Source organism: Zhongshania aquimaris (genome assembly GCF_019312595.1).
GTDB lineage: Bacteria > Pseudomonadota > Gammaproteobacteria > Pseudomonadales > Spongiibacteraceae > Spongiibacter > Spongiibacter aquimaris.
In genome coordinates this window covers 103660-119733 of record NZ_JAHWDQ010000005.1, presented here as the reverse complement: position 1 = coordinate 119733, position 16074 = coordinate 103660, and the positions used below count along the sequence as shown (strand labels likewise).

14 protein-coding genes are annotated in these 16074 nt (G+C 48.6%); 8 read left to right on the top strand and 6 right to left on the bottom strand.

Translation table 11 applies throughout. The annotated features are described in order from the left end of the window. Positions 1 to 55 precede the first annotated feature (55 nt). Entirely contained in the window at positions 56 to 2812 is a 2757-nt protein-coding gene (locus KXJ70_RS16470) for a helix-turn-helix transcriptional regulator (RefSeq protein ID WP_219044636.1), read from the bottom strand. A 257-nt stretch (positions 2813 to 3069) separates the two neighbouring features. On the opposite strand from KXJ70_RS16470, the gene KXJ70_RS16465 reads away from it, so the two are divergent. The 8 genes from KXJ70_RS16465 (at position 3070) to KXJ70_RS16430 (ending at position 12298) form a co-directional block, all read left to right on the top strand. Next, positions 3070 to 3558, top strand: coding sequence for a styrene oxide isomerase (locus KXJ70_RS16465; RefSeq protein WP_219044635.1), 489 nt, complete (start codon positions 3070 to 3072; stop codon positions 3556 to 3558). 39 nt (positions 3559 to 3597) lie between these two features. Continuing rightward, positions 3598 to 5043 carry a coniferyl aldehyde dehydrogenase gene (locus tag KXJ70_RS16460; protein WP_219044634.1) on the top strand — a complete coding sequence of 482 codons (1446 nt, stop codon included), beginning with the start codon at positions 3598 to 3600 and terminating at the stop codon, positions 5041 to 5043. A 124-nt stretch (positions 5044 to 5167) separates the two neighbouring features. Continuing rightward, on the top strand, positions 5168 to 7627 hold the full coding sequence (locus KXJ70_RS16455; RefSeq protein ID WP_255558545.1) for a TonB-dependent receptor: 2460 nt from the start codon (positions 5168 to 5170) through the stop codon (positions 7625 to 7627). Positions 7628 to 7688: 61 nt separating this feature from the next. Then, positions 7689 to 8612, top strand: coding sequence for a metal-dependent hydrolase (locus KXJ70_RS16450; RefSeq protein ID WP_219044632.1), 924 nt, complete (start codon positions 7689 to 7691; stop codon positions 8610 to 8612). Positions 8613 to 8772: 160 nt separating this feature from the next. Beyond that, positions 8773 to 10419, top strand: coding sequence for a long-chain fatty acid--CoA ligase (locus KXJ70_RS16445; protein WP_219044631.1), 1647 nt, complete (start codon positions 8773 to 8775; stop codon positions 10417 to 10419). Then, the gene (locus tag KXJ70_RS16440) at positions 10410 to 10694 is read left to right on the top strand and encodes an aldehyde dehydrogenase family protein (RefSeq protein ID WP_219044630.1); all 285 of its coding nucleotides are present in this window, start codon (positions 10410 to 10412) and stop codon (positions 10692 to 10694) included. Before KXJ70_RS16445 ends, KXJ70_RS16440 begins: the two co-directional genes overlap by 10 nt. Before the next feature lie 237 nt (positions 10695 to 10931). Continuing rightward, entirely contained in the window at positions 10932 to 11816 is an 885-nt protein-coding gene (locus tag KXJ70_RS16435) for a metal-dependent hydrolase (protein ID WP_219044629.1), read from the top strand. Further along, the gene (locus tag KXJ70_RS16430; RefSeq protein WP_219044628.1) at positions 11813 to 12298 is read left to right on the top strand and encodes a styrene oxide isomerase; all 486 of its coding nucleotides are present in this window, start codon (positions 11813 to 11815) and stop codon (positions 12296 to 12298) included. The genes KXJ70_RS16435 and KXJ70_RS16430 overlap by 4 nt, the downstream gene beginning before the upstream one ends. A gap of 91 nt (positions 12299 to 12389) precedes the next feature. Here the strand turns inward: KXJ70_RS16430 and KXJ70_RS16425 are convergent, their stop codons facing one another. From KXJ70_RS16425 to KXJ70_RS16405, 5 genes are all read right to left on the bottom strand, one after another. Then, positions 12390 to 12659, bottom strand: coding sequence for a hypothetical protein (locus KXJ70_RS16425; RefSeq protein WP_219044627.1), 270 nt, complete (start codon positions 12657 to 12659; stop codon positions 12390 to 12392). Positions 12660 to 12752: 93 nt separating this feature from the next. After that, positions 12753 to 13232 carry a hypothetical protein gene (locus KXJ70_RS16420; protein WP_219044626.1) on the bottom strand — a complete coding sequence of 160 codons (480 nt, stop codon included), beginning with the start codon at positions 13230 to 13232 and terminating at the stop codon, positions 12753 to 12755. A gap of 16 nt (positions 13233 to 13248) precedes the next feature. Then, the gene (locus KXJ70_RS16415; protein ID WP_219044625.1) at positions 13249 to 14265 is read right to left on the bottom strand and encodes a nucleoid-associated protein; all 1017 of its coding nucleotides are present in this window, start codon (positions 14263 to 14265) and stop codon (positions 13249 to 13251) included. Between the two features lie 254 nt (positions 14266 to 14519). Then, positions 14520 to 14717 (bottom strand): hypothetical protein, encoded by a 198-nt coding sequence (locus KXJ70_RS16410; RefSeq protein ID WP_219044624.1) that lies wholly within the window; start codon positions 14715 to 14717, stop codon positions 14520 to 14522. A gap of 215 nt (positions 14718 to 14932) precedes the next feature. Beyond that, positions 14933 to 15904, bottom strand: coding sequence for a calcium/sodium antiporter (locus KXJ70_RS16405; protein ID WP_219044623.1), 972 nt, complete (start codon positions 15902 to 15904; stop codon positions 14933 to 14935). Positions 15905 to 16074: the final 170 nt, after the last annotated feature.

The following is a 16074-nucleotide window of genomic DNA, read 5'->3' as shown; positions in this document are numbered from 1 at the left end:
TCGAGCGTGCAGACGCAGGCCAGTCTTAGTGGTGGATTCAACAATTGGAAAGCAATTAAATGAGGTTGTTGATACGCGCATATGAGACTGCAGCAGTTCTATTTTTAACACCTAATTTTTCGATAATATTATGCACATGCCATTTGACCGTCGACAGACTGATGTGCAATGTTTCAGCGAGCTCCTTATTTCCTAAGCCAGTACCGATTAACCGTAAAATTTCCAATTGTCGACCAGTTAAAGGTTCGACAAGCCCCAATGGCGATACACTACTTTGCAGTGCAGCCTCAGCAGACTCATCCTCCGCGCCGCCTAACAGTGACGTTAAGCGCCGGACAAACTGATGTTTAGCATGTTTCGCAGTATCGGCGGCAACCCCAATTTGCTTGCTTTGCAGCTGCTTAAGAATTGGCAACAGTCTAGGGCCGACTCGGTACAAGGGATACATTTGCACCTCCGTGGTTGCGGCACTAACGACTTGATCAAGTTCACGTACTGCCTCAGCCTCCCTAAGCAACATCCACAACGCTAATGATTTCATTGTGCGTAATTGCTGTACTAAAGCGAGACGACCGTCGCGCTGCGCCTTGCCCAAAAGATGATTAATGAGCTTTAGCGCTTCTTCAGCGCGCTTTTCTGCTAAATGGATTCGCACCTCAGTCAGATCAATACACTCAACAACGGCGGATTGCTGCCGAGTGTCAATAAGCGCATTTTCGCGATTTAATATATCCGTCCGTCGCGCGGTGCCCCGCGCCCCGGCAACATCACCACAATGTAATTGCAGTTCAACTTCCTCGGCAATAAACGCAAAATACAACCGCGGCATATCTAGGGTAAGTGCGATGTCCTGCCCCTCTTGCAGCACGCGGCAGGCCGCAGCGTACTCCCCAAGCCACAGCCGATAACGGGCTTCACAGCGACGCGCAATTAAAAGGGGTTCCGGTGAATTTGAGATGGTCGAAATTACTCGACCGTCAATCAGCGCCTGTTCTAATTGTTCAAAATTGCAGCGCTGACAGTCGACTTCCGCCTGAGCCAGCGCGGCAAGTGCAGCAGCCTGACCGCCCCCCAAAACCTCGCTTACCGTCTGTTCGGCACGGCTTGCACTCGCCTCTGCCGCCTGCACCCGGCCAAGCTCAACATTGCTCAAACTCGCAACAAAATCACCCCATACGGCGGCATAAGCACTTTCGCCTTTACGACCAAAAACGTAGGCATCGCTTGCTGCGCTAAGCGCTAGATCAAAGTTCTGTTGGAGATAGTGACAATAAGCACTCGCAACCGACGCTGAGGCAACTAACATGAACTCATTCCGAGGTAGCGCTTTCAACACAGCGATAGACGCAGAAACACATGCGTCAACATCTTCAAAACAAGCCAAGGTAATACAGCGGATTACATTACAAAGATGCACAAAAGATTGCATCTCCTCGGCATTTAAGTCCCAAGCACTTGCGCTGGCATCTGCCAAGAGGGATTCAAATTCCTCGCAAATTGCCACAGCAATACCAACACCATCGCGGGTGAAGGCCCGGGACCACGCGTGATGCAATAAGATCTCTGGCCGACGGTATTGGTACTCCTTTGGCAGCTTTTTCATCCACTCAAAGATAATCGAATGATTTCCCTCACCAATGGCCACACTCTTAGCGTGTTCGGCAATCAAGTCAGTGGCTTTTTCAAAATACGCCGCATCCAAACAATACTGTATGGCCTCAAGTACCAAGCCCTCGCCAATACACCAGTCCGCCGCACGCTCGCATATTTCCTGCTTTTGTACCGGCTCGTTGCGTTGTAATTGCGTAAGCAGATATTCAGAAAAAAGGTGATGGTAGCGATACCAATGCCCCTCGCGATCAAGGGGAATAATAAACAGATTGGCGGCTTCTAATTGCGCCAAGCGTTCTTGACCGTCACTCCCCCCGGTAACCACATTGCATAATGCGGCGGAAAAGCGGTTCAGTGGCGCGGTGCGCAGTAGGAAATACCGCGTCGCGTCATCTTGTAAACCGTATACTGCCTCGAACAAGTATTCTTGTAGATCACGATCCCGCGCTGAAAACCCCCGAATAATGTCCTCTTTATTGCGATCTGATTTACTGATCGTCATCCCCGCCAGTTGAAGCCCTACCATCCAACCTTCAGTTCGGTCATGCAGCAGCTGCACCGCATGCATCGGCAGCTCAACATTGTGCTGCTCCTTCATAAACTGCATGGTTTCTTGCACGCTGAGATTCAGGTCACTCTGACTTACTTCAAAAATACCGCCGGCAATTCTGAGACGACTTAAATCCAGCGGCAATTTAGCGCGCGAGGCGATAACAATGCGCAGATTTTCGGGGGCATAACTGATAAATTGCGTCCAAAATTGCAGTATTTCGGAGTTTTTCAATACATGGAAATCGTCGATAAATAAGGCCAAGCGCACGTCGATGGCCGCAACAAACTGAATAATTGAATCAAAAAAAGCTCGTAAATCCGCCGAGGTATTCGACTTTAAGTACTCTAAACTCCGCTCTGCAAAAGACCTGTCTACCACCCGCAGTGCCGAGACAATATAACGAGCAAAACGCACTGGATCGTCATCACCAGGTTCAAGGTTCAGCCAGCTACAAGTGTAACCTTGTAGTCGATAATTCTCATGCAGCTCTACTAATAACGTAGACTTACCTGACCCCGCTGGCGCCACGACGCTCACAAAATGCATCGAATCCACTTCTTGTGCCGTTCGCCTTGCAATAGCACTCCGACTCATCCGCTTTTGCCGGATATAAGGCGGATTTAGCTTGGTCTCGATAATGTCGGTCAATTCAACCTCTACTCACTACAACCCCTTCAGGCCCCTGTGCCAAATACTAACAGACCAGTTTATTCATTTGCTTAGCTCCTTGTCCAGAGCACACGTAATTGCGACTCCCGCCTCACAACCATCCTAAAGGTCGGCTCACAAGCTTAGTCACTCAACTATGCTGAATATTCAAATTGAAGGTATTTGGTGAATGCCTAGTACTGACTACTTATAGGCCTCACTAAACTTAGGCCAGAATAATAACAGAGGAATACGCAATGCGAGCTTACTACTCCAATCGATTAATCAAACACGGCTTAGCAGCGATGCTAGTTGGGCTTTTTGGCGGCTTTTTATTGGGTTTTTCCATGGTAGGTGGCATGTCTTTAAGCCCTGTTCCAGTATTCTTCCAATTCGAACTGCCTGGTACAAGCTCGGGCTGGCGAATCTTACATATTGGTACGCTGATGAACGGGATAATGGCCCTAGCTATTGGCTTGGTGATGCGCACTGTCTATTTATCTGATGCTCGCGCGCGCCGTGTATTCCTCGGCATTGCCATCGCGATTTGGGGCAATTTCTGTTTCTACCTTTTTGGTATGTTCGCGCCAAACCACGGCTTAAGTATTGAAGCAAATCGTTTAGGTGCCGCAAGTTTGGCCGGTGCCATAGCTTATCTTCCAGCCATCTTTGCGGCTGTCACCTCGATTTGGGCAACCGCTGTTTTATTGCTCGCTGAACCCGCATACGAGCCTTCCGAAAAATAATCGCATAAGCAACATTACGCCGATATGAGCAGGGGTACTATGAATAGCGCACAACAAGAAGCTGCCAACACTGTGGCGGCAACCGACTTTGAGTCCATTTTTGAGGCGCAAAAAGCCGCCTATGCAAACTGCCGCTACCCTGAGTATCAGGATCGGCAGTACAAATTGAAGTCCCTTGAAGATCTGCTATTAAGTCATCGCGAAGATATTATTGCGGCCTTAAAAGCGGACTTCGGGCATCGCTGCACCGAGGAAACACGCCTCGCCGAAATTGGGGGCAGCGTTATCCATATTCGCTATGCTCGGAAGCATCTCGCCAAGTGGATGTTAGCCAAACGTCGCGCTACCTCGATTTGGTTTTTGCCTGGCAGCAATCGAATTCAAGCCCAACCCGTTGGGGTTGTAGGCATTATGGCGCCGTGGAATTACCCAATAAATCTTGCCGTAGTGCCACTTGCCTCCGCCTTGGCTGCGGGTAATCGCGTCATGATCAAAATGTCGGAATACACCCCTGAGTCCACAAAGGTGCTTAAAGCAATTCTCGCCAAGGCCTTTGACGAATCCGAAGTTGCCGTCGTCGGCGGTGCTGCCGAAGCGGCTTCGCAATTTGCCGAACTACCTTTTGACCATCTACTGTTCACCGGCTCAAGCAATGTCGGGCGCAAGGTCATGGCCGCAGCTGCGCCGAACTTAACTCCTTTAACTCTTGAGCTAGGTGGCAAAAGCCCCGTGATTATCGCTGCCGACTACCCAATGGAAGTCGCTGCCAGTCGGATAAGCTTTGGTAAATTACTTAACGCAGGGCAAACCTGTGTCGCACCCGACTACGTCTTGCTTCCCAGAGGCAAGATCGATGACTTTGTCACTTGGATGGGCCGCAAATACATAGACATGCTGCCAGCCGGTGCCGGCTCAGATGATTACACTGCGATTATAGATCAACGCAACGCCAATCGCCTTAAGGCCATACTGGATGACGCCGCGGCCAAAGGCGCAACCATCGTCCCACTTGAACAGGCCTGCGAGACAAATAATGCGCGGCGTAAATTCCCACTCACGCTGGTGCTAAATCCCAGTAGTGACAGCCGGATTATGCAAGAAGAGCTATTCGGCCCCTTGCTGCCTGTTATTGAAACCGACGGTTTAGAGGATTGTATTCAGCGCGTCAACGCTGGCGACCGGCCGCTAGCACTTTATTATTTTGGTAACTCACAATTAGAACAAGACTATCTGTTGCGCCAAACTCACTCCGGCGGTGTCACGGTAAACGATGTATTGTTGCAATATTTGCAAGTCTCACAACCTTTTGGCGGCACCGGTAATAGTGGCTTCGGGAGCTATCACGGCTGGGAGGGATTCAGAACATTCTCACATATGAAACCGGTATTCACACAACGAGGCCTTGGTGATTTTACGGGACTAAACTTACTTAGACCCCCATATGGGCCGCTAGCACGACGATTAATCACAATGATGGGGGGCTAAACATACTAGAAAACCTCCCACTATTAATATGTTAAGACAATAAATAAATTTTATATGAGTGAAAATAAAAACTATGACTATTTATGGACGTCCTAAATTATCTTTACCTGTGATTGCAATTGCTATGTTGGCGACAACAAATGTGGCGCTATCAAAGCAGCTTGAGGAGGTTATTGTTACCGCCCAAAAAACCTCTGCCAGCACCCAAGATACCCCAATCGCGATAACCGGCATGACCGCTGACTCCTTAGAAAAATTTGGCTTCCAAAACGCCAATGATATTTCTGCACAAGTCCCCAATATGCAGGTCAGCGGCCCCTATGGTGATGTTCAGCCGATTTTCTCTATTCGCGGCGTAAGTATGTCGGATTACAGTTCAAACCAAGCCAGCCCCATTGGCGTGTACACCGACGAGATGTACATGGGCGCCACTTATACACACGGCATGAATTTCTTTGACGTGGAACGCCTAGAAGTATTGCGCGGACCACAGGGCACACTCTATGGTAAAAACACCACTGGTGGTGCAGTAAATATTATTACCAATACCGCCAATGTCGGTGATGAGTTTGGCTTTAATATGAAAGCGGGGCTCGGTAATTACGGCGCGACTACCGGCGAGTTCGGTATTGAAGACACTCTTATTGATGACGTATTAGCCGTTCGCTTAGGCTACTCCTCGTCGCGAAACGACGGCTACGTTGAAAACGCGCTCGGTGGCCCCAATCTTTCCCAGCTCGACTTTCAGGGTGCCCGCCTCTCCCTCCAATGGCTTCCCACTGAGTCCACTACTGTCACCGTCAAATACACCAACAGCGGCAATGACTCTCGCGCCAACGCCTCACGCAACGAACCGCGCGGAAATACCGATAACGATACGCTCACGTCTACCCTACTCGAAACGGGCGGTGTGGGTGTGTCTAGCCATCCCGACAATGGCTACATCGATAACACAGGCTATTCACGGCCGGCGCAAAACTTAGACCGCCACGAGGTGCAAGACGACTATACTGGCGCGCTTATCGTCGACAATGAACAAGCTATTTTGCGCGTAGACCACGTTACTGAGAATTACACCTTCACTAGCACCACCAGCTATAGCGAAGCCGACTACAGCCAAAAACAAAATACTGACGGCGGCCCCGATGGCTTGCTACATATTCGCTGGGCAGTAGAAACCGACGCCTTCAGTCAAGATCTTCGCGTTGCTGGTGACGTCAGCGACAGAGTTAGTTTTATTACGGGCATTTATTTCGCCACCGAATTTCAAGATATGCACAATATTTATGAAATTTACGAAACGCCACCGGATCTTCGCGTTGCAGTAACCTTCCCCGGCGCTGCTGCGTTCTACCCTTTCTTACTTGATTTTGGAGGTGTCGATCAAAAAATGATCACCGACAAAACCAGCTATGCGGCCTATACCCAATTCCGTTTTGATGCGACTGAGAAGCTCGGCTTCGACGTTGGCCTACGCTACACCGTGGATGAAATTGATCTTGAATACCTTAACGTGTCGCGCTTCAACTATGATGGTGAACCGCTCGGCACATGGGTACCTGGCAATACGTCGGGCTCAGACGAGCCCTTTATCGCACCAAGTGTGGGTGGCCGAGGTCCACTAGAAGTTGCGCAACTAATTGGCGATATTTTAAATGGCAGTGTCAATATCAATGACCTCGTACCATCGGGCCAGATCGCAGGTTATACCCACGGCCCTTATACTACCGATTCCGCGCCACAACAGTCAGCCAAAGAACAAGAAGTAACTGGAAAAATCGGCGTAGATTACGCCGTCAACGAAGACCTTATGATCTACGCGAGCTATAGCAAAGGCTATCGTGCCGGTAACTTTAATGGCGGTGTGTACTACGAGGCCAGAGACTTCGAAAACTCCTATGCCGAACCGGAGTTTATCGACTCTTATGAGCTAGGCTTTAAGTCAGATTTACTCGATGGATCTGCACGTCTTAACGCCGCTTTATTTTTCTATGACTACAGCAACCAGCAATTCATTAACGTGGTAGGCGTGTCCAACTTTTTGGAGAATGCCGGCGGCTCAACAATATTAGGCGCTGAAGCCGAATTTACGATGGCACTCACTGAACGCCTAATTGTGAACCTAGGACTCGGTCTGCTAAAAACGGAATACACAGAACTCGAGCTCTCAGATACCCGCACGCTTAATAATCCCGACGACACCGTCGACTTGTCTGGTAATGAGCTTATTTCTGCACCACAGATCAGCGGCAACATCTCAGTCGATTACGATGTACTAAGACTGAATAGCGGCGATCTGTCTTTAAACATAAACGCCAACTACCAGAGCCGACAGTGGTACAGCGCTTACAACGATGACGCGAGCTACGAGCACATCAAGCAGGATGCCTACGCATTAATTAATACGCGTTTAAGCTGGCGCTCCGCCGACGACATCTACTCGGTATCACTCTGGGCGAAAAACCTTACTGATAAAGAATACGACGGCTATGCCATCAACTTACAAGCAGGCTTTGGATTTGATTACTTCCAGCAAGGGCCGCCAAGAACTTACGGCCTAGAATTTACTTATCGCTATAACTAAGTGGCAGGTAGTGGCGAGCCATTGGTTCGCCACTTATCGGCAATCTCAGCAGGGAGATGTTATGAACAACACCAGCGAAACAGAAACAAACACACATCCCATGGACAATTTTCCAGTACGACGACTGGCGTTCAATTTCGACAATATTCAACTCAAAGATCCTCTATGGAGTCGATCGAGCCGCCAGTTTTCAATGTTCATAAACGCATTAGGCGTGCATGTACCGCACTTTGAGCGATATCTAGTAAAAACCATGTTGGAATCGAAAGATAAAATAAGCGATGAAAAATTAAAGCACGACATGACGGCCATCACAGGCCAAGAAGCTCAACACGCTAAAAATTTTCTGCATTGGAATAAGTGGCTGGCGAAGCGATACCCCAAAATTACTAAGCTAGATGAAGGCGCCCGCGAGTATTTTGACTCGCACAGCAAGACCGACTCGCTCAAACGTAAAGTAGCATATACCGCCGGCTACGAAACCTTTACCTTTCTGTCTGGCCTCATTGTGCTAGAAAACTACGATCACTGGATGAAAGACAGCGACCCCGTCATGAAAGCGCTGTGGGTCTGGCACCAAGTGGAAGAGGTGGAACACGGCGCCGTAGCGTTTGAAGTATACAAAGACCTTTACGGCGACGACGAGTGGTACCGCAAGTGGATGGTACTCGCCGCACTTACTCATATCGCCAGTGAAACGATTAAGTGTTACACCACAATGACGGTAGTCGAAGGCTACTGGCGAAACCCCTTGCGAGGCATAAAAGAAATGGGGTTTTGCGGCTATATGCTAGTTCGCTTTTTAATAAGTGCACTGCCGGTGTTTAAACGAAACTACCACCCTCGCACTCACAAGCTGGTTACCGGCGAAAGAACAGAAATCCAAATAGCTTGGCGTCGCTATGAGCACGCCGGTGGCGATGTACTATCTATCGACCATAACAAAATGGCTGAAATACTCGGTGTAATGAAACCGATTACATAAGATTTATATCATCGAAAATCATAAATGAAGCGATGAAAGACCATATGGCTGGCGACTGTGTAAAAGCGGTACTGCTACCCCGCGCCTAAGCATTGCGCGCAATAGCTTCCGCAATTAAACATTTATCTTTAGTCACTATACGTATTCACAAGGAGACAACATGCAAGGCTTAATGATGGACGCATCTCTGCTGACCTCGACGATTCTTGATCATGCCGAGCGCTGGCATGGCGAACAGAAAATCGTATCCCGTCTGCACAACGGCAACATTCATTCCTATACGTATAGCGATGCGCATACCCGCACAAAGAAAATGGCTGCTGCACTTACCGACCTCGGCGTTGAGCAAGGCGATCGAGTAGGCACCCTAGCGTGGAATAATTTTCGCCATTTTGAACTATATTTTGCGATCTCTGGTATGGGTGCGGTAACGCACACCATCAACCCGCGCCTATTTGAGGAGCAAGTTAGCTATATCATCAATCACGCCAGTAACAAGCTGTTATTTGTTGACCTAAGTTTTGTCGGCCTCGTTGAAAAAGTCATTGGCAACTGCCCCAAGGTAGAAAAGATCATCGTTCTGTGTGAACAAGACGAAATGCCAACAGATAGCCCAATAGCGAATCTAGTTTGCTATGAGGCACTCATCGCGGCGCAAACTGGCGACTATGTCTGGCCAGAGCTTGAAGAGCGAACCGCCGCCGCACTGTGTTATACCTCCGGCACGACCGGCAACCCCAAGGGCGTTTTATATTCTCACCGCTCCACGGTATTGCAAACCATGGCCACCGTCGCGCCCGACGTGCTCAATATCTCCGCCTGCGACAGCCTGCTGCCTATTGTTCCCATGTACCACGTAAACGCATGGTGCCAGCCATTTGCCGCGGCCTTAGTCGGGGCAAAACTGCTACTTCCCGGTGGCGGTATGGATGCCGCTAGCATTTATGAACTCATGGAAACCGAAGGTGTGACCCTCTCTGCTGGTGTCCCCACCATTTGGCTAATGTTGCTGCGCTATCTCGCAGAGAACAACCGCAAACTCACTACCGTCAACCGCGTTTCCGTCGGCGGCTCCGCCTGCCCACTTAGCATTATTCGCGACTTCGACACCCAGTACGGCGTCAATGTTATTCAAGCTTGGGGCATGACCGAAACCAGCCCCCTCGGCACCGTTGTTGCGCCAAAACCAGAGCACGCCAAGCTCGACGCCGAGACGCGCTACCAAGTGCAATCGACCCAAGGTCGCCCAGTATTTGGTGTAGATATTCGCATTGTTGATGATAACGGCACTGAGCTCGCCAGAGACGGCGTAATGTCTGGCCACCTGCAAGTACGCGGTTATTGGGTATGCAGCGAATATTTCAATGTGGACATGGACAGCCCGCTGGAAAATGGCTGGTTCCCCACCGGCGACATCGCGAGCATCTCGACTAGCGGGTTTTTACGCATAACAGACCGCGCAAAAGACCTGATTAAATCAGGCGGCGAATGGATTAGCTCCATTGAATTGGAAAATGCGGCGACATCCTTAGCTGGCGTCACCGAAGCCGCAGTTATCGGCGTCAGACACCCGCGCTGGGACGAGCGCCCCTTGATGCTCATCATCGCCAATGACAGCACACTAAGCAAACACGATATTCTTGCGCATCTGCAAGACATGTTCGCCAAGTGGTGGTTGCCAGAAGATATACTGTTTGTTGACGACATTCCCCACACCGCAACCGGAAAAATTTCCAAGCTCAATTTACGTCAACAATATCAAGATCACTTTATGCAAAATAACAACGAAGAATCCACATGCACGTAATTGACAAGTTTTTTATAAATGGCGAAGGGGCAACTCCGAATGGCGCAAACACCATTGATGTAATCAACCCTGCCAACCCCAGCGTCTACGACCGTATTCCCCACGGCGCCGCAGCAGATGTAAACAGTGCCGTCGCTGCGGCAAAAGCCGAATTTAATATGCGTGCGCCTTTTGGCGGTTTCAAACAATCGGGCAACGGTCGCGAGCTCGGTTCAGAAGCGCTACGTGAATACTTTGAACTAAAAGCCATACACATGCCGACAACAAGCGCATAATTTTTCCGCCTAGGGTCTGCCTATGCACCTTCCCTGCCAGCGCACACTATCCGCGCTGGCAGGTTTTTTCAACACGCACAACAAAGTTCAGAGCATGAGCTAAAATGCTCTACAGGACGCTAAAATCTCATTCTACCTAACATGGTAGTTAGGGAAATTCGTCAATTCTGGTAGTACTAAGCCAGCACAGTATTTTTATAGTAAGGGCTCAAGAGTCTTTACTGCGCGGAGAGCGCCATGACCACACATAAAAATGAAAAAAGTACATTAGTCGTTAGGCGCATGCCATTTAGTTTTGACAATGATATCAATGTTCACTGGAACGCTGCCCGCCCCGAGTGGAGCTATATGGCTAACGGTGCCTCTTTGGTAATGCCCTATCTTGAGCCCTACTTGATTCGCACCATGAAGCAGGTACTGCCAAAGCTCACAGACCCGGCGCTCATCCAAGAAGTAAAAGACTATATTGGCCAAGAAGCACAGCACTACCAACAGCACCGAAAATTTAACGATATCATCAAGTCGAAGGGATACGATGAAATCAGTGTGCTAGAACAGCAAATGCTCGACGAGTACACCCACTTTGAGAAAACCAAAAGCTTAAAATTTAATCTTGCCTATGCTGCCGGCTTTGAGTCTATGGCCTTAACCGTTGGCCACTGGTTGATCAAAAATCGTGACTACCTCTTTGGCGGCTCCGACTCACGGGTTGCGTCCTTGATACTTTGGCATTTTGTGGAAGAACTCGAACACAAGTGTGCCGCTTACGACGCCTACCAAGCGGCCTACGGCAACTATTGGAGCCGCCTATACGGAACATTGTTCGCCGCATTACATGTTATGAAGTTTAGTCGCCGCGGCTATATTATCATGATGAAAAAAGACGGTGTATGGCGCAACACCCGCAACCGCCTCAATATTATCCAATACAACCTACGGTTTATCACCGGCGTATTACCAAAACTCATCCACTCCCTACTTCCGGGCCATCACCCAACAGATATCGACGACCCGCAGTGGAGTAAAGATTGGGTTGCAGTCCACGAAGAAAATAACGCAGAGCTAGCTCACTTAGACACAAATAACTTATTGACACCTATAGGTGCGGGATTTAAAAAATGAATGAAGAAATGCTAAAACACCAACGCTTTTTGGTTATCAACGGCACAATGATTTTGCTTGCGGCATTTATCCTCGGCTTTGGATTTTTATTCTTTATTACCGGCGAAATAAGTCTTTGGCCCATTCCAGGTAAAATTGAGTATCAAATGCCAGGCACCTACGATGCATGGCGTATGGCGCACATGGAAGGCATCGTCAACGGACTCATGCTCTGGCTGATTGCGGCGCTGCTGCCGGTATTCTCAAGTTTTGTAAAAAATATAAAATGGCTCGTCATCATACCGCCCATCATCTCTTGGTCGATTGTCATCGCCTCTAGCTTTGACCCCCTATTTCCTGAGGCGCGCGGTCTCATCTTTGATGCTAGCACAAACTTGATGAATGATATTTCCTTCTTTATCTTTTATCCTGGCGTTGTGCTTTGCTTTGTCTTTGTAACCGGAATTCTTGTTGCCGCGCGCCGGCATGCTAAGACGGTGTGATGGGTCGCAGCACGATTAGCAAGCCTCACTGACCTTTAAACTAAAGACTGGATCTCTCTGAGGAAGCCAGACAACGAAGTAGTAAGGCCGCTTAAATACGGCGGCCGATAAGAAAGTAAGTAATAATTAGAGATTGGCGCTCACTATGTATTTTATCGTAGCATTTGTAGTGGCGAGTGCCATTCTTTTCTGAGAGCAAGAATAGTAGTTTGGCCGATGCATACACGCTGAAGTAAAAAGTTTTTTTAACCACGGCCATCGCCTCAGTAACATCTCGAATTGAGTGCCCCTGATTCACACCCAGCTTTGCTGCTCCCACTCGAAATTTTGGGCTAAGAGTCGATCTGGTACGATTGCTCATTGACCACCTTGATCGTTATAGAGATGATCATATCACCTCTAATCAGGTGGCCAAATTCACTATGCCACTACAGCCGTAATTGAATATTACGGCTTATTTCGCCTCAATTCGGCGAGACACGAGATTCCCTTTTGAATCTTCTATCCAAACCGCGGCGCGGTCATCAAAGATTTCTCCTCTCACAAAATACTCTACGCCGCGGGCCAGGTTTACGGTGACATCGCCCTCTGCTTTATAACGATCGTTAAACAGGGAGAAAAATGGCACTGTTAAGTAGTTAACTGCTCGAATGCGCAGGGTGTGTTCTCCTGCGGGCACCGCGTGACGTGCGGAACACGCGTTCACACCGACTTGCTCGCTGCCACCGCCGTCGTAATGGCAGTTTGAGCTAGCGTAAACTTCCCTGCCATCTACCATTGCCAACTCGTAGAAATAAATCCGAATGGCCGATTTTTTCCTGCTCGCATCGTTAATATAGGAGACTGGCCCAGCATAGCTCGCCTGTCTATTGGGAAGCTGTGAGCATGCCGTCATTAACAACACAGCAAGTGTGACAAGGATTAATTTACGCATTAGCAGCTTTCCTCTATTAATCTTTTTTGCGCGACTTTATATCAATAATTGCCTGAAAGCCGTCACTATTGTCGTTAATCGATATGCCCGACACGGAATACTTGGCGTCACTAATTATCATTCCAACGCCAGCACGTACTCTAACCCTGCTGGTAATCGGCTTGGCTTGTCTCGCAACATCTTTTGCCTTGATCTCATAATTATCTGAAATATCAATTCCGGTGCTACTGGCCACACCAGACATCACTTCTTCCAGCGCCTCTGAATCTATATAGCGAGATGATAAACTTTTAATCTCGCCGACCGACATCAGGTCTGAGGAGTTAATCTTCTCTGTAATTTCCTCGTTGAGCTCGGTGATCACTTGGGAGTCTTCTATTTTAGACGTGACTCCCTTCAAAATAGATCCGCATATTTTTGCATAGGATTTCGAGCTTGCTCGTGGCGTCACCTTTAAAAAGGTATCCAGCCAGTATTTCGTTTTCTGACCAAGATTGTCGACGACCAAAACACCTGCAGCAGCCGGTAGAATTAACGCGCCTTTTTGAATTTTATTCAGTGAAACACCTGATCGCTCAGATACCTCAAACGTACCGGCGTTTTCATTTATCTCTATGAAATTGTCTTTGTTCTCCATTTTCATCACGGCGAGAACGGTCGACTCAATGCCATTCACCATAACGCCAGAATACAGCAAAAAAAGCAGGTCACCTGACGAGATATTCTGATGGGTAGACACGGCATACAAATGCTTTGCCAGCGCCTGGGTCTGGGCAATAAATTCACCCTCTTCTCTGAACATTTTGCCGGAAATATTGGCTACGGCATTTAGGGAAATATCTGATTCATGAAAGAAGTCATATACGTTTTTCTGCTTTGAGAGCGGCAGTAAATAGTGATCTATAAATAGCTCACCCAATGATTCACTGACCGTAGATTCGCTATCCGCCAAGCTAATTCCTTCGTCATGCGCTTTGCTGCCTACTCTATGTACCGCAACCTTCATTAGTCGCGCAGCACTTACATCTATCATACCCACTCCAATTCTTATAAATATATGAAGCCTATTTACTGCGAGCGTCAAATAGGCCCATTGATAATCTTTGCTTTGCGTAAGGAGGTAGAGACAATCGCGAACTAAGCCTAGCCGGGCTTGCGATGCTCACAAAATGCAAAGCGGGCGCCATTGTGTCACAGCTACAAGCGCGAAAGAAATATAGGCTCGATGAAGAGTTGCAGGCTTATACGCAGCCACAATGCCTTGTGTAAACTCATTGCCCACTGTTTTCACGAACTCATTTCGGGTGCCTCAGTATCTTCACGGACAACACTCTTCAAGCAGAGCGCCAGAAGCAAGGTCGCGATAACACCCGATCCTCCAGCAACAGCGGAGGGTAGAAACGCGTCACGCCCAAACAAGATCAAAATCGCATTGGCGAACATCGCAACAACGCCAACCAACACGGTCAATCCGCCTAACTTCACTTTGACCCCTTATCAAAGGACAAACTTCAGCATGGCTTATAAAATTCAAGGACACTCAATGAGGTGGTGGCTTCGCTATTAGCGATTATCGGAAAATGATGCCTGCCTTCTACTTTTGTCAAGCATTCCTTTCCCCTTATCATATTGCGTTTTTTATAAACTTAAATGAGTTAACTAGCTCGTTCGGTAGATAGTATGTGTAGTCAACACCCTAGCTAGCTCATCACCGTCAGCAACAACCACGCGTTGTATGCCACAAATGACATCAGCAGGATGCCACCCTTAAGCCGATTTAGCTGCCCCACCTTATGTAGGCTAAAGGTCATGACTAGCAGCCCAACGGTCATCAACATCATGGTCGCCCAATCGCGGCTGATGATATCGGCGGGAAATGCACTAACGGGATTTATCAAACCAGCAATGCCAATAACCGCCAATAGGTTAAACATATTTGAGCCCACCACATTGCCAATCGCAATATCGTGTTCGCCGCGACGAACAGCAATGATCGACGCAGCTAGCTCTGGTAGCGACGTACCAAAAGCCACAATCGTCAGACCAATAATTAAATCGCTTACCCCGAGCGCCTGGGCGACAGTGACCGCCCCCCACACCAGAATCCGTGAGCTGATAATCAGTGCAATTAACCCTAGCACCAACCAAAGCAAGGCTTTTTTAATTGGCATTGCATGGGCTGTTAGCAGCTGATCCGTTTCGACTTCTAAATTATCGCCTCGGGCCCGCAGGGCCATAAAAATGGTCCAGCCCACTAGCCCTGCAAATCCGCCAAGCAGTAACAATGATTCAAAGCGACTTAGCGCCCCGTCCCACAGTATAAAGCCGACGGCAGCGCCAATAAGCGTCAGTAATGGCAGCTCTTTGCGGACGATATTCGAGTGGACGCTGATCGGCGCTAGCATGGCGGTAATACCAAGAATAAGGCCGATATTCACTATGTTTGATCCGATCGCGTTGCCGAGCGCGAGGTCCGGATTGCCGTCTAGCGACGCCATGGCGGACACCACCATCTCTGGTGCTGATGTGCCAAAGCCGACAACCACCATACCAATGAGTAAGCTGGGCATACCGAGATGCTTAGCCGTAGCAGCGGCGCCCTCAACAAAACGATCTGCACTCCAAATAAGCAGCACAAATCCACCAATAATGGCCAATAGTGCAAGTGTCATCTTTTTTACTACCTATAAATAATTGCAAAGTCATAGCGAGTTGCTGAATTAGTTCGCCGGCCATTGTTGTCCGACTTATGGGAAGCAAGCCAAATTCGTCGGCAGCATCTCATGTCGTTTGCGTAGAAATCCATCTAAATTTGGAAGCGTATTTGCGCCATTCGCTTCTG